The sequence below is a fragment of the Bradyrhizobium sp. WCU1 genome, assembly GCF_053474805.1.
In genome coordinates this window covers 5,883,001-5,906,573 of record NZ_CM130280.1, presented here as the reverse complement: position 1 = coordinate 5,906,573, position 23,573 = coordinate 5,883,001, and the positions used below count along the sequence as shown (strand labels likewise).

Genomic DNA, 23,573 nt, shown 5'->3' with positions numbered 1-23,573 from the left:
GGATCGGCGCCGACTGCAAGCAGGATTATGCGACGGCGGGCGCCTTCCTGATCCAGACCTTGTTGTCGTGGAACGCGGCGCCGCCGACCGGAGCGACGGCTTCCGCCCCTGTCAACATGTTGATGCCGCGACCGCCGATATGCGATTTGTTCGGATGGATCGACTCGGCGATCAGCACGCCGCGGCGGACGCCATCGAACAGTCTTGCGGTCAGCGTGGTCTCACCGCGCGCATTGCCGAGCGTTACGGCATCGCCGTCCGCGATCGAGAGCGCGGCCGCATCGTCGGGATGAATCATCACCGTCGGCGCGCCCTCGCGGGCCTGCGACGACGGCGTTTCGTTGAAGCTGGTGTTGAGGAAGCTGCGCGACGGCGACGTCGCGAGCCGGAACGGATGCTGCGCGTCCGCCTCCTCGATGATGGTCCAGTGATCCGGCAGCGAGGGCATCTTGTCCCAGGCGCCCATCAGCCCGCCTGACCCGACCGGGACCTTGCCCCAATCGACCTTGAAGTGGAACTTCTTGTCCGCATGCGCAAAGCCGTCGAGATAATGCGAGGCGCGGAAATCGGGCTGCAGGTCGCGCCACAACTCGGCCTCGAGCGTGTCGATATCACCATGCCCGCTTTTCTTCAGCGTCGCATCGATCAGCTGGCGCGGCGTCATGGCAAAGCCGGGATGTACGGCGTTGAGCCTGCCGCTGAGCCCTTGCAGCACCTCGTGGTTGGAGCGGCACTCGCCGGGCGGATCGATCAGCTTCGGGCCGACCGAGATGTGCTGATGGCCGCCGCCGTAGTAGAGATCGTCGTGCTCCATGAACATCGTCGCGGGGAGCACGATGTCGGCCATCTGCGCTGTCTCGGTCATGAACTGCTCGTGCACCGCGACGAACAGATCCTCGCGGGCGAACCCCTGGCGCACCAGCCCTTGCTCGGGCGCCACCGTCATCGGATTGGTGTTCTGGATCAACATCGCCTTGACTGGCCCGCCGCCCTTCAGCGCCTCGGCATCGCCGGTCAGGATGCGGCCGATCTTCGACTGATCGAGCACCCGCGTCGTGGGATCGATCGCGTCGTGGCCTTCAATGATGGATTCGTCGAAGCGCCAGATCCCGGCATTGTTGAAGAACGCGCCGCCGCCTTCATATTGCCAGGCGCCGGTCACCGCGGGAATGCACAGCGCGGCGTGCATCTGTGCGGCGCCGTTGCGGCTGCGGGTGAAACCGTAACCGAGGCGGAAGAAGGAGCGCTTGGTGGTCCCGACCAGTCGCGCGAAGGCCTCGATCTCCGCGACCGGCACGCCCGAGATCGCCGACGCCCATTCCGGCGTGCGGGTCTTGAGATGCGCCTCCAGCTCGTCGGGGCAATCGGTGTAGCGCGCCAGATAATCGCGATCGGCAAATCCCTCGCGGAACAGCACGTGCATCACGGCGCAGGCGAAGGCGCCGTCGGTCCCCGGCCGCAGCAGGATCTTGATGTCGGCCTGCTTCATGGTTTCGTTGTTGTAGACGTCGACCGCCGCAATCTTCGCGCCGCGTTCTTTCCGCGCGCGCGATGCATGCGTCATCACGTTGACCTGGGTGTTCACCGGATTGGTGCCCCAGATCACGACGAGATCGGAGACGCCCATCTCGCGCGGGTCGACGCCGGCGATCTTGCCGGTGCCGGCCGTGAAGCCGATGCGCGCGATGGTTGAGCAGATCGTGCCGTAGAAGCGCGAGTACTTCTTCACATGCGACAGCCGGTTGAGACCGTCGCGCATCACGAGCCCCATGGTGCCGGCGTAGTAATAAGGCCAGACCGACTCGGCGCCGAACTCGCGTTCGGCCGCATCGAAGCGCGCCGCGATCTCGTCCAGCGCCGCGTCCCAGGAAATCCGCGCGAACTGGCCGGAGCCCTTCGGCCCGGTCCGGCGCAGCGGATACATCAGCCGCTCGGCGTGATGAATGCGTTCGGCATAGCGTGCGACCTTGGCGCAGACCACGCCGGCCGTATAGGTCTGCTGTTTGGAGCCGCGCACCCTGCCGATCGAACGTCCGTCGATCACTTCGACGTCGAGCGCACATGCCGAGGGGCAGTCGTGCGGGCAGGTGGAATGGCGGATGTCGACTTTGGCATGCTGGTTCATGCCAAGTTCGTAACATCAAACACCCGCCCCGCCGAGAGGCATTATTGACCCAGTCCGGGCGAAAACCGAGCATATGCCATGCGTCGAACGCTCAATGCTCGGCTACCGACCTCAACCATGGGTCAAACCCGGAAGATGCGATGGTGCCGCTGTAGCCGGGATGCGCTTGGACGATCTTGCCCTTCCATTTCGGATCGAGCAGATCGGCAGAGCTCTTCGGCGCCTCCTCGGCCTTCACCAGACTGGTGTTGTAGGCAATGATCGACAGCCAGACCCGGAAGCTCGCGAACTGTCCATCGGCATCGCGATGCTCGTCCGGCGAAGTTGGTACACCGTCTTCCCGCCGATATTCCGATGCGTGAAGACAGCGTCAGTCATCGACAGAGCCGTCAGGTTACAGCCAGACTTCTGATCTCACTTCTTGTCTGAGCACGATCCTTTCGAAACCGGTTTCCACTTTTCCGGATCATCTTGCCGGTGAGATCGAACGGCTTGCGGCCGTCGGTCATGTGACCTCCCGGGATGCGAACGACGCCGGTTTGCCTTCCGTGATCACTTCATATACTAATATATCAATATTGGGAGCATGAATGGCCGGCCGGTCGCCGAAAAAGTCGGAGCTCCGCAACCTCACCGGCCACCGGCGGACCGGCCGCCCGCGGACCGCGACGGCGGCGGCGCGGATCTATGCCGCGCTGCGCGCCGAGCTCGTCTCCCTGCAGCGCAGGCCTGGCGATCCGATCATCGAGGCCGAGATCGCGCGCTCTTATGGCGTCAGCCGGACGCCGGTACGGGAGGCCATCCTGCGCCTGGCGGACGAGGGTCTGGTCGAGATTTTCCCGCAATCCGGAATCTTCGTGTCGCACATCCCGCTCGCCGCGCTCCCGGAGGCGATCATCGTCCGCAGGTCGCTGGAGGAAACCACGACCCGTATGGCGACCGAGCGCGCCAGCACCAGCCAGATCCTCGGCCTGCACGCGATCCTCGAACGTCAGCGCGAGGCCGACAAGGCCGGCGAGCGCGAGGCATTCCATCAGGCCGACGAGGCCTTCCACGCCGCCATCGCCGAAATTGCCGGGCACCCCGGCATCTGGAAACTGATCCTGCAGGTCAAGGTTCACGTCGACCGCTTCCGCTGGCTGACGCTGCCGCAGCGTGGGCGGATGACCGAGGTCATTGCCGAGCACGAAGCGGTCATGGCCGCGATCGAGGCACGCGACCCCGCATCCGCCGGAGCTGCGATGGCGAGGCACCTCGAACGGCTGCTGGCCGACATCTCGGCCACCCAGCACAACAATCCGGAGTTCTTCGACGCGCAAAGCCAGCCGGCATGACCGCGGCCGGACTCCGGCCAAGCATTTTTGGGAGGAGATGAAATGAACCGTACAGAACGACCGCAGCACGGCGGTGCCGGACTCAACCGCCGCGACATCATCAAGATCGGCGCCGGCCTGGGCGCGATCGTTGCGACGTCGGCACAGACCGCCCTTGCCCAGTCCAAAGCGGTCTTCAAGGCGTCAGACGTGCAACCGCCGGGCTATCCGACCGTGGTCGCGACGGAAAATCTCGGCAAGAAGCTTGCGGCGGCGACCAACGGCCGCCTGTCGCTGCAGATGTTCCCCTCGATGCAGCTTGGCGGCGAGAAGGAAACCATCGAGCAGACTCAGATCGGCGCGATCCAGATGCTGCGCGTCAGCGCGGGCTCGATTGGCCCGATCGTCGACGACATCAACGTCGTCAACATGCCCTTCCTGTTCAAGAACATGGCGCATGCCGAGCGGATGATCGATGGCCCGCTCGGCCAGGAGTTGCTGGACAAGATCACGGCGAGCCCGAATGCCGGGCTGGTCGCACTGTGCTGGATGAATTCCGGCGCGCGCAGCCTCTACAACACCAAGCATTCGATCAAGACGATCGCCGACGTCAAGGGCCTCAAATTCCGCGTCATCGGCAATCCGATCTTCATCGACATGATGAATGCGCTCGGCGGCAACGGCGTCGCGATGGGCTACGACCAGGTGTTCAGCGCGTTGCAGACCGGCGTCATCGACGGCGCCGAGAACAATCCGCCGAGCTACGTCTTCAGCAATCACTATACCGCAGCGAAGCACTTTTCGCTCACCGAGCACCTGATCGTTCCCGAGCTGCTGGTATTCTCGAAACGAGCCTGGTCGGCGCTGTCGGCGGACGACCAGACGCTGATCAGGAAGCTCGCCCGCGAGGCGCAGATGGAAGAGCGCGGGCTCTGGAATATCTACGAGCAGCAGGCGATGGAGAAAGCGAAAGCCGCCGGCTGCGAGATCGTCGAGATCGCCGACAAGGCGCCATTCCAGAACGCGGTCAAGCCGGTCTGGGACAAATATGGCCCGAAATACCAGGACATGATCGGGCGCATCCAGGCTGCCTGACACGGCACCGCACAGGACATCGACATCTTACGGGACACGACATGGCTGGATCATATCGTCGCGCGATGGACTATCTGTATCTTGCCTGCGTCGTCACGGGCTCCGCGGCGCTGCTCCTGATATCAGCGGTCATCCCATGGGCGGTGTTCACGCGCTATGTCCTGAACAGCGCCGCCTCCTGGCCCGAACCGCTGGCGGTGCTGCTCACCATCGTCGTGACCTTCATCGGCGCGGCCGCAGGATATCGCCTCAATCTGCATATGAACGTCGGCTATTTCGCCGGCAAGCTGCCGGCTCCGCTCCGGTCGCTCGCCGACCTTGTCGTGCAAATCCTGATGGGGCTGATCGCGCTGTTCATGATGATCTGGGGTTATCGGCTGGTCGAGGTGACCTGGCACAACACGATTGCCGACTTCCCGTTCCTCTCGGTCGGCGTCACCTATCTCCCGATTCCGATCGGCGGTTGCTGCCTGCTGCTGTTCATCATCGAACGAATCTTCCTCGGTGCACCGCTCGATCCGATCGGCGCGCATCGCGAAGCATCGATCGACTGACCGCGAGACGCCACCATGGACATCTCCATCCTGCTCGCGACCATGCTGCTTTGCTTCCTGATCGGCATGCCGATCGCCTACTCGCTGGCGATGGCGGCCATCGTCGGCGCGCTGTGGATCGGCATTCCGCTCGAAGCGGTGATGCTGAAGATCTCCGACGGGGTCAGCAAGGTCGCCATGCTGACGATCCCGTTCTTCGTGCTGGCCGGCGCGATCATGGCGGAGGGCGGCATGGCCCGGCGCCTGGTCGCGTTTGCCGACGTGCTGGTCGGACTGACCCGTCTGCGTGGCGGCCTCTCGATCGTCAACGTGCTTGCGACGACCTTCCTGAGCGGAATTTCCGGATCGGCCGTCGCCGATACATCCGCCATCGGCTCGGTGATGATCCCGCAGATGGAGCAGAACGGCTATCCGCGCGTGTTCGCGACCAACCTGACGATCACCTCGTCGGTTCAGGCCCTTCTGGTACCGCCGAGCCACAACGCGGTGCTCTACTCGCTGGCGACCGGCGGAACGATTTCGATCAGCGCCCTGTTCATGGCCGGCGTGTTCCCCGGGCTGCTGCTCGGCTTCTCGCTGATCATTCTGTGCCTCGCCGTCGCCTATCGCGAGAAGCACCCGCACGGCCAGACCGTGCCGGCCAAGGACGCAATCCGGATCGCCATCGATGCCTCCTGGGGTCTCATCACCCTCGTCATCATCCTTGGCGGCATTCTCGGCGGCATCTTCACCGCGATCGAAGCCGGCGCCATCGCCTGCATCTGGGCTTTCTTCGTCACCATGTTCATCTATCGCGACTATCGCTGGCGCGACCTGCCGGTGCTGCTGCATCGCACGCTGCGCACCGTCGCAATGGTGATGACGCTGATCGCCTGCGCCTCAAGCGTCGGCTATATCATGGCCCTGACCCAGATGCCGGCCAAGATGACCGCCTTCTTCCTGTCGATCTCCGACAACAAGTACGTCATCCTGCTCCTGATCAACGTCCTGCTGCTGGTGCTCGGCACGCTCGTCGACATGGCGCCGTCGATCCTGATCGCAACGCCGATCCTGCTGCCGGTCATGAAGAACTTCGGCGTCGATCCGGTCCATTTCGGCATGATCATGCTGCTCAATCTCGGCATCGGGCTATGCCATCCGCCGGTCGGCGCGATCCTGTTCGTCGGCTGCGCAGTAGGCAAAGTCACGATCGAGCAGGTCATGCGCAAGATCTGGCCGTTCTACGCGGTGATGTTCTTCGTCCTGATGTGCGTGACCTATCTCCCCGAAATCTCGCTTTGGCTGCCGCGGCAGCTTCAGGTCCTGCACTGAATGCGAGCGGAACTGTCGCCCTGGCACAAAGACCGATCTGAGCAGATCAACATTGCGCGACACGCACAGCGTGTGACCTTGCGACCGCTCGCCGCCATGCCTACGCTCGCCGCTCCATAACAAAAAAGACAGGGAGGCGATCGTCATGACAACAAGGCGTGATTTCCTGAAAGCGGGAGCAAATGCGGCGGCAGGCATCGTGTTCTGCGGCTGCGGGCTCGTCCACAACGCGAATGCACAGCCGTCGCGGCAGAAGCTGCCGGTCAGCGTCGATGGCAAGCGCGTCAGGACGATCGACATTCACTCGCATTGCCACTTCCGCGAGGCGGGCGCCCTGCTCGGCGCCGACGCCGAAAGACTGCAAGTGCCGCCGGTCAACGGCGCGGCCGAAGCCTTCATCGAGATCGACAAGCGCCTGGCAGCGATGGACGCGCAGGCCGTCGACATGGAGGTGCTCTCGATCAATCCGTTCTGGTACGACCGCGATCGCGAGCTTGCCGGCAAGATCGTGAAAATCCAGAACGAAAAGCTCGCCGAACTCTGCGCCTCGAAGCCCGACCGGTTTGCGGCTTTCGCCTCGCTGACGCTGCAGGCGCCGGATCTTGCGGTGCAGGAGCTGGAGATCGCCGTGAAGAAGCAGGGCCTGAAGGGCGCGGCGATCGGCGGTGTCGTCGACGGCGTCGAGTTCTCCGATCCGAAGTTTCACCCCATATGGGCCAAGGCCGAGGAACTGGGTGTCCCCCTGTTCATTCATCCGCAAGGCGTGCCCGAGCTCAACAAGCGGCTCTCGGGCAATGGCTGGCTCGGCAACACGATCGCCAATCCGCTCGAGACCACGATCGCGCTCTCCCACCTGATCTTCGAGGGGACGCTCGATCGCTTCCCGGGATTGAAGATCGTCGCCGCGCATGGCGGCGGCTACCTCCCCTCCTACGCGGATCGCTCGGACCATGCCTGCCTGGTCGGCCCGAAGGGATGCAATCCCGAGATCAAGCTCAAGAAAGCGCCGACCGAATACCTCAAGCAGATCTATTTCGATTCCCTGATCTTCACGCCGGAGGCGATCCGGCACCTCGCCGCGCAGGTCGGCGCCGGCCAGATCGTGCTCGGAAGCGACTATCCCTATCCATGGCAACTCGCGCCAGTCGACCACATCTTCGCTTGCTCGTCGCTGAGCGATGATGACAAGGCCAACATTCTCGGCCGGACCGCGGCGAAGCTACTCGGCGTTGCCGCGTGACGACGGCCGCCGGTCGTTGGCCGACTATCGTCGTCGCCCTGATCCGCGGCGACGACAGCAATGATCAGTTGGCCTTCACCGTGCGCGGCAAGGCCGCGGGCGCCGGCTGCGCAATCCTGGGCGGTGGATTGGTGTCGAAGGCATCAGTTCCGACGAACTCCGCTTGCGCCACATCCGAAATCCATTTGACCGCGGCGGGGTGACTGACCAGCATCCCGATCAACGCCACGACCAGCAGCACCGGCAATGCAATCAGCTTGATGCTGAAGCTCCCGTAATTGCTCTCGGGGTCCTGCTGTCGGTTGTCGAAAGAGCCCTGCATGGATTCCTCCACAATGCGGACGTGCTCCACCGAGGGTCACTTACCGCAGGGCACGCAAGGCCGATGTGAATGGTTTCACAGGCCTTGTCCGGCTCACCATTTCGTGAAGTGCGGAGCTGACCCCGGCAGCCGGCGTGGCTACTCGCCGTCATCAGCCCCGGCGTCGACCAGCGCCTGAAGCGACTCGGGCTTCAGCACGACGATCGCGCCATGCTCGAGCCTGACCCAACCGCGTGTCGCCCATGCGCGGAGCTGCTTGTTGATGCTCTCGCGGGTCATGCCGACCATCTCGCTGATCTCTTGCTGGGTGATCGAGATGGTACGACCTTGCGGCTTGTGCTTGTCGCTGAGACGCAGCAGCGCGCTCGCCAGTCGGCCCGGCAGGTCCTGCAGGATCACCTACTCGACCTGGTCGCTGGTCCAGCGCAGTCGGGCGCACAGCAGCTCGATGAATTTCATCGCAAGCGACGGCTGGCTGCGCACGAACGGAATGAACTCGCGCCGATCGATGACGAAGAGCTCGCAATTGGTGTTGGCGGTGGCATCTGCCGTCCGCGACAGACCGTCGAGCAGCGCGATCTCCCCGAATATCTCTCCCGCCTCGATCAAGTTCAGAATGGCGTTGCGGCCATCCGGCGACGAGATGCTGATCTTCACCGTACCCGAGATCACCGCGATCAGGCTGGTGCCCGGATCGCCCTTGGAGAAGATCGCCGTGCCGCGCTTCAGCGTGATGTGCTTGGCATAACGACAGAGCTGATCGAATGCTTCGGGCTCGAGGTCGGCGAAATAGGGATGCTTGCGCAGCACCGATAGCTTGTTGTTCGAAAACAACGGCGCGCCGGCAGTTCGTTCAATGGGCGGCGCACTGGTCATCGTGATCCAGACTGATTGTTGCGTTCAATCGGCGCGCCAACAGCGCGACTCCGACATAGCCATCGATCAATGAAATCGGAAAGGACTATAACCCCACCGCCGGCCTACAGCAACATAAGGTCCGAGCCGGCGGCATCGGGATAGAAGGCATCCAAGCTACAATTTGGAATAAATGCGTGCCTATGCAACGCTCAATTGTAGGCAGGGCCGCCCGTGATCCGGAATATCCGGTCCAGCAACGACAGTCTCACCGCGCAGAACCCGCTGTGTCGGGGTCGACGCCGCCAACTCACAACAGCTTGCCGTCCGGCCCAAAGAACGGGTGCGGCCCGTCAAACTGGCCGATGGGAACCTGGTGCGTCACCACCTGCCCGAAATCCTGCCCGGGAAACCAGCTATGCAAGTGAAATGCCGGCGGTTCCACCTTGAACGATGGTTCGCGGAGCTGTCCGAGGTCGAGGTCGACCGCATGGTTCGGCGCGGGGCATATTGTCACGGCAATCCCCGCGAAGGTGGTCAGCATGGCACGGTGGACGTGCCCGCACGCGATCAGCCGCGCACGCGGGTGCCGCTTGACGATGGCAGCCAACTCGTCGGCATTGAAGAGGTCCTGCCGGTCCATGTGCCAGATGCCGCCCTTGAATGGCGGATGGTGCAGAAAGAGCAGCGCCGGCCGGTCGACTGCCGCCGCCAGCGCCGCGTCCAGCCATTGCAGCGTGGACGCTTCGAGCATGCCATGAGGCTTACCGGCAACGCTTGAATCGAGCAGCAGGAGATCGAGACCGTTGACCTCGATCTTCTGGTCGAGCGGGCCCGTCGCGTGAACATAAGGCGCCGAAGGAAACGCCTCGCGCATCCATTCGCGCGAGTCGTGATTGCCGGGAATGCCGGCAAACGGCAGGCGCAGCGGCGCGAGCAATTGTTTGAGATAGTCGTATTCCTCGACCGACGGCGTATCGACCAGATCGCCCGAGATGACGACGAAATCGGGCGCCGGCTCGAATGCGCCGAGCGCTGCCACGCAGCGTTCAAGCGCCTTGGCGGTATCGACCCGGCCATAGGCCAACGCTCCCGGCGGCTTGATGTGAAGGTCGGATATCTGGGCGATGAGGGTGGGCTTCGACGGCATCGATGGATCTCAGGGTTCGGACGGCAGAATACGAAGCGCGTCGGGTGCGATAGACAGGCCAACCCGATCGCCGACCTTGGCTTGAATCGTGTTGGGCGCGTCGACATTGAGCGGCTTGCTCGAAGCACCACTCACGACAAGCCGCTGCCGGTCGCCGATGAAGCTGACGGAATCGACAACGCCCGAAAGCGCCTCCGCCCCGGCGCTCGTCACTCGAATGGTTTCGGGGCGGATCATGACCGTCGCGTTCGCGCTCGTCGCACCACCCTCGATCGGCAATCGCCCGCCGGGCAGGATCAATAAACCGTTCTCGACCGGAGCTTCCACGATGTTCGCCGCTCCGATGAATTCCGCCACAAAGCGATCCTTCGGCGCGAAATAGACCTCGCGCGGCGTGCCGATCTGGGCGATCGCGCCTTTCCGCATCACCACAATACGGTCGCCCAATTCCATCGCTTCCGCCTGGTCATGCGTGACGTAGATCGTCGTAATGCCGAGTGCGCGCAACAACCGGTTGAGTTCGCTCCGCAGCCGGTCCCGCAAGGCGGCATCAAGCGCGGTCAACGGCTCATCAAGCAGCAAGATGCCGGGCCGGATCGCGACCGCACGCGCCAGCGCGACGCGCTGACGTTGACCACCCGACAGCTGGTCGATGCGGCGGTTCTCCAAGCCCGTGATGTTGGTCAGAGCCACCAGCTCGGCAACCCGCGCGGCACGCTCGCTCCTCGCAACGCCCCGGATCTTCAGCCCGTAGGCGATATTGTCCGCCACAGTCATGTTGGGGAACAACGCGTAGGATTGAAACACCATCCCGACATTGCGCCGCTCAATCGGGACCGAGGTCATGTCCTTGCCGTCGAACAGGACCTTGCCGCCGGCATCGGGCAGCTCGAGCCCGGCAATGATGCGCAGCATGGTGGTCTTGCCGCAGCCGGATGGGCCAAGCAGCACCAGCGTCTCGCCGCGGGCAATGTCGAGCGTTGCGGGATCGAGCGCGCGCGTGCCGTCGGCAAAGGTCTTGCCGCACGCCTCGATCCGCACCGCTGCACCGTGTCCCGCCGTACTCATCGCTTGTGATCCCTGTCGGCCAAGAGCTGCATTGCGACCAGGAGCGGTATGATCATCACGAAGAAGATCAGGGTGTAGGCCGAAGCCACTTCGAGCCGCATCGAGGCATAGCTGTCGGCGAGCCCGATCGGCAGCGTCTTCGTCAACGGCGTATGCAGCATCCAGGTCAGATTGAATTCACCGAGCGACAATGTGACCACCATGAGCGCACCAGCCAGAATTCCCGGCAGCGCGTTCGGCACGATGACGTCGCAAAATCGCCGCCACGGCGACGCACCCAGCGAGGCAGCCCCCTCATCGAGCGTCTTGATGTCCACGGTCGCAAACACCGCCATGACCGACCGCACCATGAACGGCATGGTGAAGATCACATGGCCGACCAGAATGAAGAGCCAGGAGCGGCGAAAGTCACCGAGGCTCCCGTAGGCGAGCAACAGCGCCAGCGCGATCGCGAGCCCCGGAATCGCCAGCGGCAGCGTGATTATCTCCTCGACGATGCGGGCAAGCCGGCCTCCCCGCGCATGCAGCGCGTAAGCTGCCGGAACGCCGACGAGCAGCGTGACTGCGAGCGTCGCGAACGCGATCACGAAGGAGAGCAGGATCGTGCCGGCATAGAGCTCCCAGACCTGCGCGACCCATTGCAACGTCACGCCGGACTGGATGCCTCTGAAATAATTGACGGTCACGCCGGCGGAGATCGAAAGCCCGGCGGGCACCACCAGGAAGGCCGCAACGAGCAGCGTGAAGATGAACTGGCCGGTGAAGATCAGGCGATCGCGCATGATCTCACCCGGCCGCCGCGACCGTGCTGCCGCTGAAGGTGCGGGCAAGCGCAAGGATGAGCCACGTGATCAGGCCGAGCCCTACCGACAGCGCCGCCGAGGTCGCGAAGTTGGCGGCCAACGTGAACTCGGTGTAGATCAGCATCGGCAACACGTCGATGTTCGTCGCCAGCGTGAAGGCAGTCCCGAACGCCCCCATCGCGGTCGCAAATGCGATCGCGCCGGATGCAACGAACGCCGGCGCCAGCGCCGGCAGCACGACGTCGCGCTGCACCGCCCAGGGGCTCGCGCCAAGCGAACGCGCGGCTTCCTCCAGCCCAACGTCGAGCTTCTGCACTGCCGCCATGATGGTGAGGATCACGCGCGGGATCGAAAAATAGAGATAGCCCAGGAAGAGCCCGTAGATCGAATAGGCGAACACGAACTTCTCGCCGAAGATCCGGTTCGACAGATCGCCGATCAATCCCTGCCGCCCGGCCAGCAGGATGATCATGAAACCGACCACCACGCCGGGGAAGGCCAGCGGAAAGGTCAACATCGCGATCAGCACGGCCCGCCCGGGGAAGCGGTGCCGCTGCAGAAACATCCCGGCAATGGTCGCCACGATCAGCGTGACGACCGTGGTTGCGGCCGCCAGCAGCACGGTGTTGATCAGCGTCGCGCGATAGCGGCCTTCGGTCAGGATGGCAAGATAGCCGGCGAGCCCGTGCGGACCTTCCGCGCCCGCGACCACCAGCCGTGCCATCGGCAACAGGAAGAATGCCGTGGTCACGACCGCAAGCGGCAGCAGGCAGAGCCAAATGAAAGACTTTTGCGACATCGGAAGAATGGCGCCCCGCGAAGGGCACCATATTGCCTCAGCGGACCTCGGCGAGATAGCGGTCGACGAAGGCTTTTTGCACGTTTTCCATCTCGCCCCAGTCGACGCTCTTGGCGCGGGCGTAGTCGCTGTCGGGGAGGAACTTGCCCTTTACGGAGGCCGGCAACTCGATCGGGCGGGCCGGACGCAGATAGGCATTGGTCCAGATCGCCTGCCCCTTGTCGGACAGGAGATAGTCCATCACCTTCTTGGCCTTCTCCTTGTCGGGCGCATTCTTCACGAGACCGACGACATAGGGAAACACCACGGAGCCTTCGCAGGGAATGACAAATTCGAAATTGCCCTTCTCCGAATACTTCGCGCGGTAGGCGTTGAAGTCGTAGTCGAACAGGATCGGCATCTCACCGGAGACGACGCGGGCGTACGACGTCTGCTTGGGCACGATCGGATCGTTCTTGCGCAGCTCCTTGAAGAAATTGATCGCCGGATCGAAATTGGCCGGCGAGCCGCCCAGCGCCAGATTGACCGCAACCGCGCCGACATAGCCGACCGCCGCCGACGACGGATCGAGATAGCCGACCATGCCCTTGTAGTCGGGCTTCAGCAGGTCCTTCCAACAGGCCGGCACCGGCTTGCCGCCGAGCGCATCCTTGTTGACGAACAGGCCGAGCGTGCCGGAGTGGATCGTGGTCCAGTAGCCATCCGGATCCTTGAGACCGGCGGGGACCTGATCCCAGTGCGCCGGCTTGTAGGGCTCGAGCGCGTCCTGCGCCTTCGCTTTCATGCCGAAGGTCACGCCGAAATAGCCGATATCGCCCACCGGGTTGCTCTTCTCGGCCAGGATCTGGGCGAGTGCCTGACCGGAATTCTTGTTGTCATGCGGGATATCGTAGTTGAGGTCCGCCTTGATCGCCTTCAGCATCGAGGCCCAATCGGCCCATTCCGGCGGACAATTGTAGCAGATCACGTCGGCCGCCCTGGCGGATTGCCACGGCGCGATCAGTGTCAGCGCCAGCAACGCGAGGACAAGGCGGACGGTCTTCATGGGAGGCTCCGGTCTGGGCGAGGATGCAATGAAGGATTTCAACATCAACCCGGCGACCAAGTATAGGCCGCGCATGAATGTTTTGCGACGGCTTGCTGCCGCGCAGCAAAGCGATCCAGCTGCTCCCGAGCCAGCCATCGGATGCTCGCGGCGACCGGTCGTTTCGCGCTAGGCTATCAGGCAAAACAGGAAGCGCCCATGTATCAGCCGCCCGGCGTCAAGACATCTCCCGATCTTCCCGTCCCCGACCTGATGAAAGCCTGGGTCCTTGGTGACCCGGATCAACTCCACCTTCGCGACAAGCCAACGCCGGCGCCGTCGCGCGCCGAGGTGCTGGTGCGCATCGATGCGGTCGCGATCTGTGCGACCGATCTCGAGATCATCCATCTAGGTTCGCCGGCGAGCATTCAGGGCGGACTGCCCTTCAACAAGAACTTCACGCCGGGTCACGAATACATGGGCACGGTTGCCGCGCTCGGCCCTGAGGTGGACGAATTCAGGATCGGCGAGCGGGTCAGCGTGGAGATCCATGCCGGCTGCGGCCAGTGCAAACGCTGCCGCCAGGGCATGTACACGTCGTGCCTCAACTATGGAAAGCCGGAAAAGGGACACCGCGCCAACGGCTTCACAACCGATGGCGGATTCGCCGAATTTGCGATGAACCACATCAACACGCTGGCGCGCGTCCCCGACACCATGAGCGATGCGGAGGCAACGCTCGTGGTGACTGCCGGGACGTCGATGTACGGCTTGACGGAATTGGGGGGATTGGTGGCCGGCGAGAGCGTCGTGGTGATCGGCCCCGGGCCGATCGGACTTCTCGCAGTTGCCGTGGCCAAGGCGCTCGGCGCAAGTCCTGTCATGCTGACGGGAACGCGCAATAAGCGGCTGGCGATCGGCGGGGAATTGGGGGCCGACCGCGTCATCAACATCAACGACGAAGATGCCGTTGAGGTCGTGAAGCAACTAACAGGGGGGATCGGTGCTGATTATGTCGTCGAATGTGCCGGCACCGAAGCAACACTCAACCAGGCGATTCACATGACGAATCGCGGCGGCAAGATCTGTCTGGCCGCCTTCCCGCACGAGGCCGCGACGCTGGACATCGCGCACTTGGTGCGTAACAACATCTACGCCTACGGCATCCGCGGCGAAGGCAAGAGTGCCACTCACCGTGCGATGGAACTGATGGCCGCGAAGCGGTTTGACGCGACCAAGATCCACACGCATACGTTTCCGCTCGCCGACCTGCCGACGGCGCTGAGATATGCGCGGGATCGTGTCGATGACGCGATCAAGGTCGTCGTCACCAATCGCAAGGCCGATGCGATCGCGAGCGCTGCCGAGTGAGGTCCGTTCGGGGCTGCGCGCTGGAGCGCTGACTGAAACGCCTGCTCACACCGAGCAGTAGCGCTCCTTGATCTCGTCGTCGGCGAGCAACGCCCGCGCCGAGGCCTGGTGCACCACGGCCCCTTGATCCAGCACATAGGCTCGATCGGCGATACCGAGTGCAAGCTCGACATTCTGCTCGACCAACAGAACTGTCGTTCCCTGCGCCTTCATGCTGCGGAACAGCTCGAACATCTCGTCGACCAGCACGGGCATGATGCCCTCCGAAGGCTCATCCAGCATGATCAGGTCGGGCTTTGCGATCATTGCCCGCGCGATCGCCAGCATCTGCTGCTCTCCGCCGGACATCGTCACCGCATCCTGATCCATGCGTTCCGCCAGCCGCGGGAATATCATTGCGATCTCGTCGATCAGTTCCGCCTCGCGCTTCTTTTGCCTCGATGCCACCAGGCCAAGCCGCAAATTCTCTCGCACTGACAGTCCCTGCACGATCCGCCGCTCTTCGGGAACGTAGGCGAGCCCCAACGCGAAGCGCACGTGCGCCGGCCGGTTCAGCAGCTCCTCGCCCTTGAAGGTCACCGAACCGCGCGTCCGCCCCATCAGGCCCATGATCGATTTCAGCGTCGTGGTCTTGCCGGCGCCATTGCGGCCGATCAGGCAGACGATCTCGCCTTTGGTCACATCGAGACTGATGTCCTGCAGCGCGTGGCTTGCACCATACCAGGCATTGAGCTTGCTGATCCGCAGCATCCCTCAGTGCTCCCGCTGACCGAGATAGACACGCTTTACCGCCTCGTTCTGCCGAACCTCCTGTGGCGTTCCCTCGGCAAGCAGTTCGCCGTGGTGCAGCACGAGGATGCGATCGCTGATCCCGAGCACCAGCTTCATCTTGTGCTCGACGAGGATCACCGTGCGCTCCCTCGCGAGCTTCACGATCAGATCCATCATGGTCCGGGTTTCTTCCGGGCTCATCCCGGCCGTGGGCTCGTCGAGCAGCAGCAAACGGGGTTGGCTCGCAAGCGCCATGCCGATCTCCAGCGCCCGCTGCTCACCATGTGCCAGCGTCTTGGCCGCGCGCTCCCGGGACTCCCACAACCCGACCAGAGCCAATAACTCGTCGGCCCGCTCGACCAGTTCGGTCAAACGCGCACGGGGACGCCAGATGTCGTATCGCGACACCAATGCCTGCAGTCCGACACGGATGTTCTCACGCGTCGTGAGCTGTGGAAACACGCTGGTGATCTGAAACGATTTTGCGATCCCCATGTGGGCAAAGCGGTGCTGGGGCTGGCCCGTGACATCCTTGCCCTCGAATTCGACCCTGCCCTTAGTGGGCGGAAAGGCGCCGCACAGCAAGTTGAAATACGTGCTCTTTCCAGCCCCGTTCGGACCGATGATCGAGGTGATCGCTCCCCTCGAGAACTCGGCTGAGATATTGTTGAGGGCGACAAACTTCCCGAACGTCTTGCCGACACCCCTGGTGCGCAGGATGGTCTCGCTCGCTTGGCCTGCTGCAGCCGTCATCGCCTGCCCCGCGCGATCAGCGTGCCCCAGATGCCTGCGGGGAAGAACAGCACGCATGCAATGAAGATGGCGCCGACGATCAGTTGCCAGTGAACGGTCCAGACGGAGACGATGTTCTCCAGGACCAGGAAGACCGCAGCGCCGATCATCGGCCCGAAGAACGTCCCCATGCCGCCAAGAAGAGCGATCATCACCACGAGGCCTGACGTCTCGTAGTGCAGGATCTCGATCGGAACGATCGACAAGTGCAGCGCCTGCAAGGCACCCGCGAGACCGCATAAACCGCCCGACAGGACGAAGGTCAGCAATCGCGTCAGGGTGACATCATAGCCCGACGCGCGGGCCCTCATCTCGTTCTCCCGCACCGCTTCAATGACGGCACCGAATGGCGACGCGAGAATACGCGACATCACAAAGAATGCCGCGATCACGAACGCCGCAACGACGTAGTATCGGATCATCGGATTGATGAAATCGATCCGCAGACCTAACAGATCGATGGTGCGGACATTGATGCCGCGAAGTCCATTCTCACCGCCAGTCAAGTCGATCGCCTGATAGAAGAGGTAATAGACACACTGCGAGAGCGCCATTGTGACCATGGCGAAGTAGATGCCGCGGGTCCTGATCGCGAGCACGCCGACCACCAGCGCCATCAACAGGCCACCAGCGACCCCAGCCGCAATCGCCGCATACCATGGCCAGCCGAGGTGCACGATGGCGATGCCGCAGAGATAGGCACCGGTCCCGAACAACGCCGCATGACCAAACGACAGAAGTCCCAGGTAGCCAAACACGAGGTTGAATCCGAGGGCGTACAACCCATAGATCAAGATGTTCACGGCAAGCGCCGTGAACGGCATCAGCAACGGGAAGACCAGGACGACCGCCGCAGCAATGCTGGCACGATGTCGCGTTGCGAATTCGTACCAACCTCCCGTCGTGGCACGAGGCTGTTTGATTGATTGAACGGTTTCGGTCATGCCGCGCTCAGCTCATCAATCCGGCGCGGCCGAAAAAGCCTTGGGGACGAACAATGAGAACGATCGCCATCAGGGCAAAGATCGAGACCTTGGCCATCTCGGGTGCAAACAGCGAGGTCATGCTGACCACCACCCCGACCAGGAGCCCCGCCAATACGGCACCGCCGATCGACCCCATTCCGCCCACGACCGTCACCACGAAAGCTTCGGCGAGAATCGTGCCGCCCATCTCCGGAATGACGCCCTGAAGCGGGGCAGCCAGCAGGCCGGCAAATCCAGCGATCGCGGTACCAATCCCGAACACGATCAACCAGACCCTGGAAACATCGACGCCAAGGACACGGACGATCTGCGGGTCTCGCGCGCCGGCGCGGATAATCAGCCCGAAGCTGGTCTTCTCGAGGAACAGCCAGAGTGCCAGCAGGACCACGGCCGTCGCGCCAATCACGAACAGGCGGTAGAGCGGAAAATAGCCAACGCCGATATCGACAGCGCCTTGCAGAAGCTCGGGTGTGTCGAAGGGATAGCCGGTCTTGCCAAAGGCAATGCGCACGCATTCGACCATCACGTAGCTCAGCCCGAAGGTCAGCAACAGCGGATAGTCGATGCCGCGGCCATAAAGCGGCCGGATCAGCACGCGCTCAACAGCAAGGCCGAACAAGCCGATCACGATCGGAACAGCCGAGAGGCAGATCCAGAAATTGCCCCCGATCGAGATCAGATAAAGCCCGACATAGGCGCCGACCATGTAAAAGGCGCCATGGGCGAAGTTGACGACCGTCAGCATTCCGAAGATCAGCGAAAGGCCGATTGCAAACAGAACGTAGATCGCGCCGAGCGCCAGCCCGGCAAACAATTGCAGCGCAATCAGGTCAAAGCTCAGGCCCGCCATTTGTTCCCCTCGGCACGACGCGCACCGCCACGCGGCGCGCGCCGGCGCATGGCTCAGCCCTTGTGGCCGAGCGCTTCGCAGGTGCGCAGGTTCTTCTCATTAGGTTCCTCGGTGGCCAGAACCTCGAACACATCGGACTCGTTCTTCATGTCCTTGGACTTCGACTTGATCACGAGCACCGACTGCACCGACTGGTGATCGCATTTGCGATAATATTGCGTTCCCTTGTAGTAGTCATACTTGAGCGCTTCCAGTGCAGTGACGACCTTGTCGGTCTCGACACTGCCGGCACCCTTGACCGCCTCGAGCACGGTCCGCACGCCGCCGTAGCCGAGCGCACCGTAGTCGGTTGGCAGCTTGCCGTCGTACATCTGGCGGAATGCGTCATTGAACGCCTTGGTCGAGGCGAACTTGTCCTCGATCCCCCAATAGAACGAGCAGCCGCCGACGACGCCGTCAAACGCCTGCGGCCCGGCGGCGACGCGGCTGGCATGCGAGAGCAGCGGTGCAATGATCTGGATGGATTTCTTGAGCCCGAAGTCGGTTGCCTGCTTCAGCGCGATCTGCTGGTCGCGACCGAAATTGCTGATGCAGAGAATGTCGGGCTTGAGCGCCTGGAGACGCGGAAGCAAGGTGGAGAAATCGGTCGTTCCCAAGGGATGGCGGATGTCGCCGAGGCTCTCGATGTTGAATTCCTTGCCGACCTCGAGGAAGCCGCGCACCATCTCGTGGCCGTAGGCGTAGTCCGCCGTGAGGAACGCAACCTTCTTGCCGAATTTCGCGAAGGCATAGCGACCGACCGCACCCGACGTCATGTGCGGGTTCAACGCTTCGTGGAATGTGTATTTGCTGAAGTCCGCGGCCTCGTTGATGGCGTCGGACTGGCTGATCGAATTGAAGATGACGCCACGTTCCTTGGTGACGTTGTTGATCGCGAGCTGAACCGCCGCCGATAGGCTTCCGACGACGAAGTTCACTTTCTCCTTCTCGACCAGCTCCAATGTCCGCGTCGCCGCCTCACCGGGATTGAGCTTGTCATCGCGCACGACGAGCTCGGCCTTGCGGCCATTGAGGCCGCCGGCATCATTGAATTGGGCGACAGCCAATTGACCGGCCCGTACCTGATCTTGGGCCTCGGCGCCATAGGGGCCGGTCAAAGGAACGGGGAAGCCGATCTTGATCGGTGCTTCCTCCGCCTGCAGCAGATTGATGCGAAACGGCGAGACGGCGAGAGCGGCGCCAGCACTTGCAGTCGTCAGCAGACGACGCCGCGATATCGATCCGGCTTTGGCGACCTTCTTCGTCATGACTATTCCTCCCCAAGAACTGTCTGTGTTTTGCTTATCGTCTTGTCTTTGCCTGGAACGCCTCCACCTCAGATTCGTCCCAAGGCCGTCAGGATAACCTGAGGCGTGAGCGGAATCTCGGTAATTGTTGCGCCGAACGGCCGCAGCGCATCATTGACCGCGTTGGCAACCGCGGCCGCAGCGCCGGCCGTACCAGCCTCGCCCGCCCCTTTTGCTCCCAGCTCCGACTCCTGCGTCGGGGACACCACGTGGCCCACCTCGATGTCGGGCATCTCGCCAGACATCGGGACCAAATAGTCCGCCATGCTGGCGTTGGTCAGCTGACCGCGTTCGTCATAGATGCATTTCTCGAACAACGCCGCGCCGAACCCCTGCACGACCCCGCCCCGGATCTGCTCGTCGACCAGTTGCGGGTTGACGATGGTGCCGCAGTCTTCGACGACCCAATGCTTCAGCAGCGTCACGAATCCTGTCTCGGTATCGACCTCGAGCCACGACGCCTGAACGCCGTTAGTGAACGCAAAGGGATATTGCCGCGGCACGAAATGCCGGGTCGCCATCAACTCCGGCTGGATCCCCTGCGGGAGAGTGTCTGGTCGAAAATAGACAGTCCGCGCCAACTCACTCAACTCGATCCGTGGCGCTCCGTCGTCGGCGTTGACGATGCGGTTGTCGGAGATATCGAGCGCGGCCGGGGTCGATTGCAGGATGACCGCGGCAACATCCAGAATGTTCTGGCGCAGAGCCTTGGCGGCTTGCAACGCGGCCTCGCCGCCGATGCCTGCGCCGCGCGAAGCCCAGGTGCCCCCGCCGTAGGGCGTATTGTCGGTGTCGCCCAGAATCACTCGCACCCGGTCCATCGAAACGCCAAGCACACTGCCCACGATCTGGGCAGTCAGCGATTCCGACCCTTGTCCCTGTTCCGTGATGCTGGTCTGGCAGATCACCGAGCCCTGCGCGTCAAGTCGTACCGCAACGCCATCCTGGGACGAAATCTTCGCGCCGCCGACGCCGTAAAAGGCGGCACTGGGATTGGTTACCTCAATGAAGGTCGCGACTCCGATGCCCCGGTGGACGTTTCTGGTTCGCAGGGCCGCTTGCTCAGCACGCAGGGCGTCGTAGTCCATCATCTGCAGCAGCTTGGCCAACGAGGCGTGATGCGAAAGTTGCTCGAACTTCATGCCGGATGGGGATGCGCAAGGATAGGCATCGTCGGGGATCAAGTTGCGCCGGCGGATCTCGACAGGGTCCATGCCGATCCTCGCCGCGGCAAGGTCGATCAGACCCTCGGTGACGGAACAGGCAATCGGGTGTCCGACTGCTCGGTACTGACACATCACGTTCTTGTTCTGGAAGACAACGCGCGCTCGCGCCCGATAGTTCGGGGTGACATACGGCCCGCCAACCAGATTGACCACCTGGTTGGCCTCGATAGCGCTGGTGCGCGGATACATCGAATAGGGGCCGATCCCCGTCAGGTCGTCGATCTCGAAGGCGGTGATGTTACCGTCCGGCCGGACGCCGATCCGTCCCCTGCATTGGTGGTCGCGGGCGTGAATGTCCGTATTGAAGCTTTCGATACGGTCCGCAACAAACTTAACCGGCCGCCGCAGCAGCCTGGACAACGCGTATGTCGCCATTTCGTCGGCGTAGATATGAACCTTGATGCCGAACGAACCGCCGACATCCTTGCAAACCACCCGGACCTGCGCCTCACTTAGCCCGAGATGCAAGGCCGCGATGTTCTGCACCATGTGGGGAGCTTGCGTGCCCTGATAGATTGTGAGCCGTGCCTCGGCCGCATTCCAGTCGGCAACAACAGCCCGCGGTTCAAGCGTCACTCCGGTGTGGCGCCCAAAGATGAAGTCGGCCTCGACCACCTCCGATTCCGCCAACGCATGGTCGACATCGCCTGCATTGAAGGTCCGTTCAAAGGCAAGATTGTCACCAAGAGACGCGTGAATGACTGGCGTTGCTGGATCGAGCGCAGTACGCATGTCGGTGACGGCCTCGAGTTCCTCGTAGTCGACGGCAACATGCTCCATGGCATCTTCAGCCGCCGCCCGACTGGTAGCGACAATCGCCGCGACCGCCTCACCCTGCCAGCAGACCCGGTCGACCGCGATCGCGTGCTGCGGGGCCGACTTCAATCCCTTCAGATGCGAGAGGACACCGACCCAAGGCGTGACGACAGCTTCAAGCTCAGGGCCCGTGACGATGGAAATGACGCCGGACATACGCCGTGCCGCGTCGGCGTCGATCGCCACGATCCTGGCGTGGGCATGCGGCGATCGCAGAAACACCACATGCGCCATCCGCGGCAATTCCAGGTCACTGACGTACTGCCCGCGTCCTTGCAGCAACCTGTCCAGGTTCGGCCGCGGCACCGTCTTGCCGATATAGGAATTCGGACGATCGAGCACCGAAAGTGTCTGCGTTGGCGCACCGGTTACGGTCATGTTCGCCGCGCCGCACGGGTCTTGGCTGTCGCCTCGACAGCGTCCACAATGGCCTGATAGCCGGTGCAGCGGCAATAGTTGCCGGACAGGTGCTCGCGGATCGCCTGACGATCAGGTACGGACACATGGTTCAGCAAGTCCTGTGCCGTCATCAGCATCCCGGGGGTACAGTAGCCGCACTGCAATGCGTTGCGTTCGCGAAATGCCGCCTGAAGATCGGCGATCTCGCCGCTGTCGGACAGCCCCTCGATCGTCTCAACCGACGCGCCCTGCGCCTGGACCGTCAACATCAGACAGGAGCGAATGATCTCACCATCGATCCGGACGGTGCAGGCGCCGCAGACGCCGTGCTCGCAACCAACGTGGGTCCCAGTCAGTTTCAAATTCTCCCGAAGGAAATCCGCAAGATTGAGCCGCGGCAAGACGAAGGCATCGATGGGTTCGCCGTTGACGATAAGCGAAACCGACACCGGAGTGCTCACCTGGCTCCTCCCGCGTCCAGCTCGGACCGCGCCAGCAATGCGGCCACGCAGCGCCGGAGCAAGACTGTGGCGAGGTGTCGGCGCATCGCCGGACTCGCCTGTTGATCCTCTTGCGGCTCAAGTTCGTCGGCCAGCGCCGTCGCAGCTTCTGCAAGCAGCGCCGGCGTCACGGATGCATTGATGAGCTTTGCGGCAGCAGTTGCCAGCAGAGGCCGTTCGCCAACCGCAAAGAAGCCGAGCCGAAGATCCGAAAACCGGCCAGCTGCGACGACAGCACGCGCAGCGAGACCAACGACGGCGTAGTCGCCATGGCGCCGGGCATATTCTTGAAAGAAGTACGTCGAGCCCTGGCCCGCGATCGGCACCTCGACCGCGACAAGCAATTCGTCCGGCGACAGCGCCGTTTCGTAGATTCCCTTGAAAAATTCGGTCGCAGCAATCCGCCGCTCGCCCGTTGGACCGCGAGCAACTATCGCGGCATCAAGCGCAACAACACAGGCCGGCAGCTCCGACGCGGGATCGGCGTGAGCGAGGCTACCGCCAATCGTTCCGCGGTTGCGAATGGCGGGATGGGCAACGTGGCTGACGGCATTCAGCAACAGTGGAGCATGCAGCGCAATCTCCGGCGATCTGAGCAAGTCGACATACCGGGTCAGCGCGCCAACGACCAGGACGTCTCCCTTCAACGCAATGCCGCGCAACTCGGCGAGGCCGCCGATATCGACCAGTAGCTCCGGGGACAGCAGCCGGAGATTCATCGCTGGCATCAGGCTCTGGCCGCCCGATAGAACCTTCGCCCTGTCGCCATGTGCGGCAAGCAGTTCCAGCGCATTTACGACGCTGGTCGCACGGGCATAGGCGAAAGCCGCAGCTTTCATATGGGCGTGGCCTCCCGG

22 protein-coding genes and 1 pseudogene are annotated in these 23,573 nt (G+C 62.8%); 6 read left to right on the top strand and 17 right to left on the bottom strand.

Annotation, left to right across the window (positions count from 1 at the left end):
* Positions 1–25: 25 nt before the first annotated feature.
* Positions 26–2,125 carry a molybdopterin oxidoreductase family protein gene (locus ACTUWL_RS27575; protein WP_021080438.1) on the bottom strand — a complete coding sequence of 700 codons (2,100 nt, stop codon included), beginning with the start codon at positions 2,123–2,125 and terminating at the stop codon, positions 26–28.
* A 91-nt stretch (positions 2,126–2,216) separates the two neighbouring features.
* Positions 2,217–2,384, bottom strand: coding sequence for an ABC transporter substrate-binding protein (locus tag ACTUWL_RS27570; RefSeq protein ID WP_448214210.1), 168 nt, complete (start codon positions 2,382–2,384; stop codon positions 2,217–2,219).
* Positions 2,385–2,715: 331 nt separating this feature from the next.
* On the opposite strand from ACTUWL_RS27570, the gene ACTUWL_RS27565 reads away from it, so the two are divergent.
* The 5 genes from ACTUWL_RS27565 (at position 2,716) to ACTUWL_RS27545 (ending at position 7,638) form a co-directional block, all read left to right on the top strand.
* Positions 2,716–3,459 carry a GntR family transcriptional regulator gene (locus ACTUWL_RS27565; RefSeq protein ID WP_021080437.1) on the top strand — a complete coding sequence of 248 codons (744 nt, stop codon included), beginning with the start codon at positions 2,716–2,718 and terminating at the stop codon, positions 3,457–3,459.
* Positions 3,460–3,501: 42 nt separating this feature from the next.
* Entirely contained in the window at positions 3,502–4,533 is a 1,032-nt protein-coding gene (locus ACTUWL_RS27560; RefSeq protein WP_021080436.1) for a TRAP transporter substrate-binding protein, read from the top strand.
* Positions 4,534–4,574: 41 nt separating this feature from the next.
* A complete protein-coding gene (locus ACTUWL_RS27555; RefSeq protein WP_021080435.1) occupies positions 4,575–5,087 on the top strand; it encodes a TRAP transporter small permease in 513 nt (170 codons plus the stop codon).
* Between the two features lie 15 nt (positions 5,088–5,102).
* Positions 5,103–6,398, top strand: a complete 1,296-nt coding sequence (locus ACTUWL_RS27550) for a TRAP transporter large permease (RefSeq protein WP_021080434.1) — start codon at positions 5,103–5,105, stop codon at positions 6,396–6,398.
* Positions 6,399–6,543: 145 nt separating this feature from the next.
* Positions 6,544–7,638, top strand: coding sequence for an amidohydrolase family protein (locus ACTUWL_RS27545; RefSeq protein WP_021080433.1), 1,095 nt, complete (start codon positions 6,544–6,546; stop codon positions 7,636–7,638).
* Between the two features lie 64 nt (positions 7,639–7,702).
* On the opposite strand, the gene ACTUWL_RS27540 is transcribed toward ACTUWL_RS27545, so the two are convergent.
* The 7 genes and pseudogenes from ACTUWL_RS27540 to ACTUWL_RS27510 form a co-directional block, all read right to left on the bottom strand.
* Positions 7,703–7,990 carry a hypothetical protein gene (locus ACTUWL_RS27540; protein WP_146160348.1) on the bottom strand — a complete coding sequence of 96 codons (288 nt, stop codon included), beginning with the start codon at positions 7,988–7,990 and terminating at the stop codon, positions 7,703–7,705.
* Positions 7,991–8,098: 108 nt separating this feature from the next.
* Positions 8,099–8,836 (bottom strand): annotated as a pseudogene (locus tag ACTUWL_RS27535) (Crp/Fnr family transcriptional regulator).
* Positions 8,837–9,125: 289 nt separating this feature from the next.
* Complete coding sequence (locus ACTUWL_RS27530; protein ID WP_021080430.1) at positions 9,126–9,965, bottom strand: phosphodiesterase; 840 nt, start codon at positions 9,963–9,965, stop codon at positions 9,126–9,128.
* A 9-nt stretch (positions 9,966–9,974) separates the two neighbouring features.
* Positions 9,975–11,033: an ABC transporter ATP-binding protein gene (locus ACTUWL_RS27525; protein ID WP_021080429.1), complete on the bottom strand. Its 1,059-nt coding sequence runs from the start codon at positions 11,031–11,033 to the stop codon at positions 9,975–9,977.
* Entirely contained in the window at positions 11,030–11,815 is a 786-nt protein-coding gene (locus tag ACTUWL_RS27520) for an ABC transporter permease (protein WP_021080428.1), read from the bottom strand. Before ACTUWL_RS27520 ends, ACTUWL_RS27525 begins: the two co-directional genes overlap by 4 nt.
* A 4-nt stretch (positions 11,816–11,819) precedes the next feature.
* The gene (locus tag ACTUWL_RS27515; protein ID WP_021080427.1) at positions 11,820–12,635 is read right to left on the bottom strand and encodes an ABC transporter permease; all 816 of its coding nucleotides are present in this window, start codon (positions 12,633–12,635) and stop codon (positions 11,820–11,822) included.
* 37 nt (positions 12,636–12,672) lie between these two features.
* Positions 12,673–13,680, bottom strand: coding sequence for an ABC transporter substrate-binding protein (locus ACTUWL_RS27510; protein ID WP_021080426.1), 1,008 nt, complete (start codon positions 13,678–13,680; stop codon positions 12,673–12,675).
* A 141-nt stretch (positions 13,681–13,821) separates the two neighbouring features.
* On the opposite strand from ACTUWL_RS27510, the gene ACTUWL_RS27505 reads away from it, so the two are divergent.
* Positions 13,822–15,030, top strand: coding sequence for a zinc-dependent alcohol dehydrogenase (locus tag ACTUWL_RS27505; protein WP_291738691.1), 1,209 nt, complete (start codon positions 13,822–13,824; stop codon positions 15,028–15,030).
* Positions 15,031–15,075: 45 nt separating this feature from the next.
* On the opposite strand, the gene ACTUWL_RS27500 is transcribed toward ACTUWL_RS27505, so the two are convergent.
* The 8 genes from ACTUWL_RS27500 to ACTUWL_RS27465 all read right to left on the bottom strand — a co-directional run bounded on the left by ACTUWL_RS27500 (position 15,076) and on the right by ACTUWL_RS27465 (position 23,555).
* On the bottom strand, positions 15,076–15,780 hold the full coding sequence (locus tag ACTUWL_RS27500; protein ID WP_021080424.1) for an ABC transporter ATP-binding protein: 705 nt from the start codon (positions 15,778–15,780) through the stop codon (positions 15,076–15,078).
* A gap of 3 nt (positions 15,781–15,783) precedes the next feature.
* Positions 15,784–16,554, bottom strand: coding sequence for an ABC transporter ATP-binding protein (locus ACTUWL_RS27495; RefSeq protein ID WP_021080423.1), 771 nt, complete (start codon positions 16,552–16,554; stop codon positions 15,784–15,786).
* Positions 16,551–17,537 (bottom strand): branched-chain amino acid ABC transporter permease, encoded by a 987-nt coding sequence (locus tag ACTUWL_RS27490; RefSeq protein WP_021080422.1) that lies wholly within the window; start codon positions 17,535–17,537, stop codon positions 16,551–16,553. Before ACTUWL_RS27490 ends, ACTUWL_RS27495 begins: the two co-directional genes overlap by 4 nt.
* Before the next feature lie 7 nt (positions 17,538–17,544).
* Complete coding sequence (locus tag ACTUWL_RS27485; protein ID WP_021080421.1) at positions 17,545–18,429, bottom strand: branched-chain amino acid ABC transporter permease; 885 nt, start codon at positions 18,427–18,429, stop codon at positions 17,545–17,547.
* A 53-nt stretch (positions 18,430–18,482) separates the two neighbouring features.
* Positions 18,483–19,736, bottom strand: a complete 1,254-nt coding sequence (locus ACTUWL_RS27480) for an ABC transporter substrate-binding protein (protein WP_021080420.1) — start codon at positions 19,734–19,736, stop codon at positions 18,483–18,485.
* 68 nt (positions 19,737–19,804) lie between these two features.
* Entirely contained in the window at positions 19,805–22,195 is a 2,391-nt protein-coding gene (locus tag ACTUWL_RS27475) for a xanthine dehydrogenase family protein molybdopterin-binding subunit (protein WP_021080419.1), read from the bottom strand.
* Positions 22,192–22,677 (bottom strand): (2Fe-2S)-binding protein, encoded by a 486-nt coding sequence (locus ACTUWL_RS27470; RefSeq protein ID WP_021080418.1) that lies wholly within the window; start codon positions 22,675–22,677, stop codon positions 22,192–22,194. Before ACTUWL_RS27470 ends, ACTUWL_RS27475 begins: the two co-directional genes overlap by 4 nt.
* The gene (locus tag ACTUWL_RS27465; RefSeq protein WP_021080417.1) at positions 22,674–23,555 is read right to left on the bottom strand and encodes an FAD binding domain-containing protein; all 882 of its coding nucleotides are present in this window, start codon (positions 23,553–23,555) and stop codon (positions 22,674–22,676) included. Before ACTUWL_RS27465 ends, ACTUWL_RS27470 begins: the two co-directional genes overlap by 4 nt.
* Positions 23,556–23,573 lie beyond the last annotated feature (18 nt).

What these genes read in the sequence shown, in the direction of transcription:
- ACTUWL_RS27575 (WP_021080438.1), bottom strand. Translation starts at nt 2,125, where the DNA reads ATGAACCAGCATGCCAAAGTCGACATCCGCCATTCCACCTGCCCGCAC.
- ACTUWL_RS27545 (WP_021080433.1), top strand. Translation starts at nt 6,544, where the DNA reads ATGACAACAAGGCGTGATTTCCTGAAAGCGGGAGCAAATGCGGCGGCA.
- ACTUWL_RS27500 (WP_021080424.1), bottom strand. Translation starts at nt 15,780, where the DNA reads ATGCTGCGGATCAGCAAGCTCAATGCCTGGTATGGTGCAAGCCACGCG.
- ACTUWL_RS27495 (WP_021080423.1), bottom strand. Translation starts at nt 16,554, where the DNA reads ATGACGGCTGCAGCAGGCCAAGCGAGCGAGACCATCCTGCGCACCAGG.
- ACTUWL_RS27550 (WP_021080434.1), top strand. Translation starts at nt 5,103, where the DNA reads ATGGACATCTCCATCCTGCTCGCGACCATGCTGCTTTGCTTCCTGATC.
- ACTUWL_RS27525 (WP_021080429.1), bottom strand. Translation starts at nt 11,033, where the DNA reads ATGAGTACGGCGGGACACGGTGCAGCGGTGCGGATCGAGGCGTGCGGC.
- ACTUWL_RS27480 (WP_021080420.1), bottom strand. Translation starts at nt 19,736, where the DNA reads ATGACGAAGAAGGTCGCCAAAGCCGGATCGATATCGCGGCGTCGTCTG.
- ACTUWL_RS27520 (WP_021080428.1), bottom strand. Translation starts at nt 11,815, where the DNA reads ATGCGCGATCGCCTGATCTTCACCGGCCAGTTCATCTTCACGCTGCTC.
- ACTUWL_RS27560 (WP_021080436.1), top strand. Translation starts at nt 3,502, where the DNA reads ATGAACCGTACAGAACGACCGCAGCACGGCGGTGCCGGACTCAACCGC.
- ACTUWL_RS27485 (WP_021080421.1), bottom strand. Translation starts at nt 18,429, where the DNA reads ATGGCGGGCCTGAGCTTTGACCTGATTGCGCTGCAATTGTTTGCCGGG.
- ACTUWL_RS27465 (WP_021080417.1), bottom strand. Translation starts at nt 23,555, where the DNA reads ATGAAAGCTGCGGCTTTCGCCTATGCCCGTGCGACCAGCGTCGTAAAT.
- ACTUWL_RS27490 (WP_021080422.1), bottom strand. Translation starts at nt 17,537, where the DNA reads ATGACCGAAACCGTTCAATCAATCAAACAGCCTCGTGCCACGACGGGA.
- ACTUWL_RS27510 (WP_021080426.1), bottom strand. Translation starts at nt 13,680, where the DNA reads ATGAAGACCGTCCGCCTTGTCCTCGCGTTGCTGGCGCTGACACTGATC.
- ACTUWL_RS27555 (WP_021080435.1), top strand. Translation starts at nt 4,575, where the DNA reads ATGGCTGGATCATATCGTCGCGCGATGGACTATCTGTATCTTGCCTGC.
- ACTUWL_RS27515 (WP_021080427.1), bottom strand. Translation starts at nt 12,635, where the DNA reads ATGTCGCAAAAGTCTTTCATTTGGCTCTGCCTGCTGCCGCTTGCGGTC.
- ACTUWL_RS27565 (WP_021080437.1), top strand. Translation starts at nt 2,716, where the DNA reads ATGGCCGGCCGGTCGCCGAAAAAGTCGGAGCTCCGCAACCTCACCGGC.
- ACTUWL_RS27505 (WP_291738691.1), top strand. Translation starts at nt 13,822, where the DNA reads ATGCTCGCGGCGACCGGTCGTTTCGCGCTAGGCTATCAGGCAAAACAG.
- ACTUWL_RS27530 (WP_021080430.1), bottom strand. Translation starts at nt 9,965, where the DNA reads ATGCCGTCGAAGCCCACCCTCATCGCCCAGATATCCGACCTTCACATC.
- ACTUWL_RS27475 (WP_021080419.1), bottom strand. Translation starts at nt 22,195, where the DNA reads ATGACCGTAACCGGTGCGCCAACGCAGACACTTTCGGTGCTCGATCGT.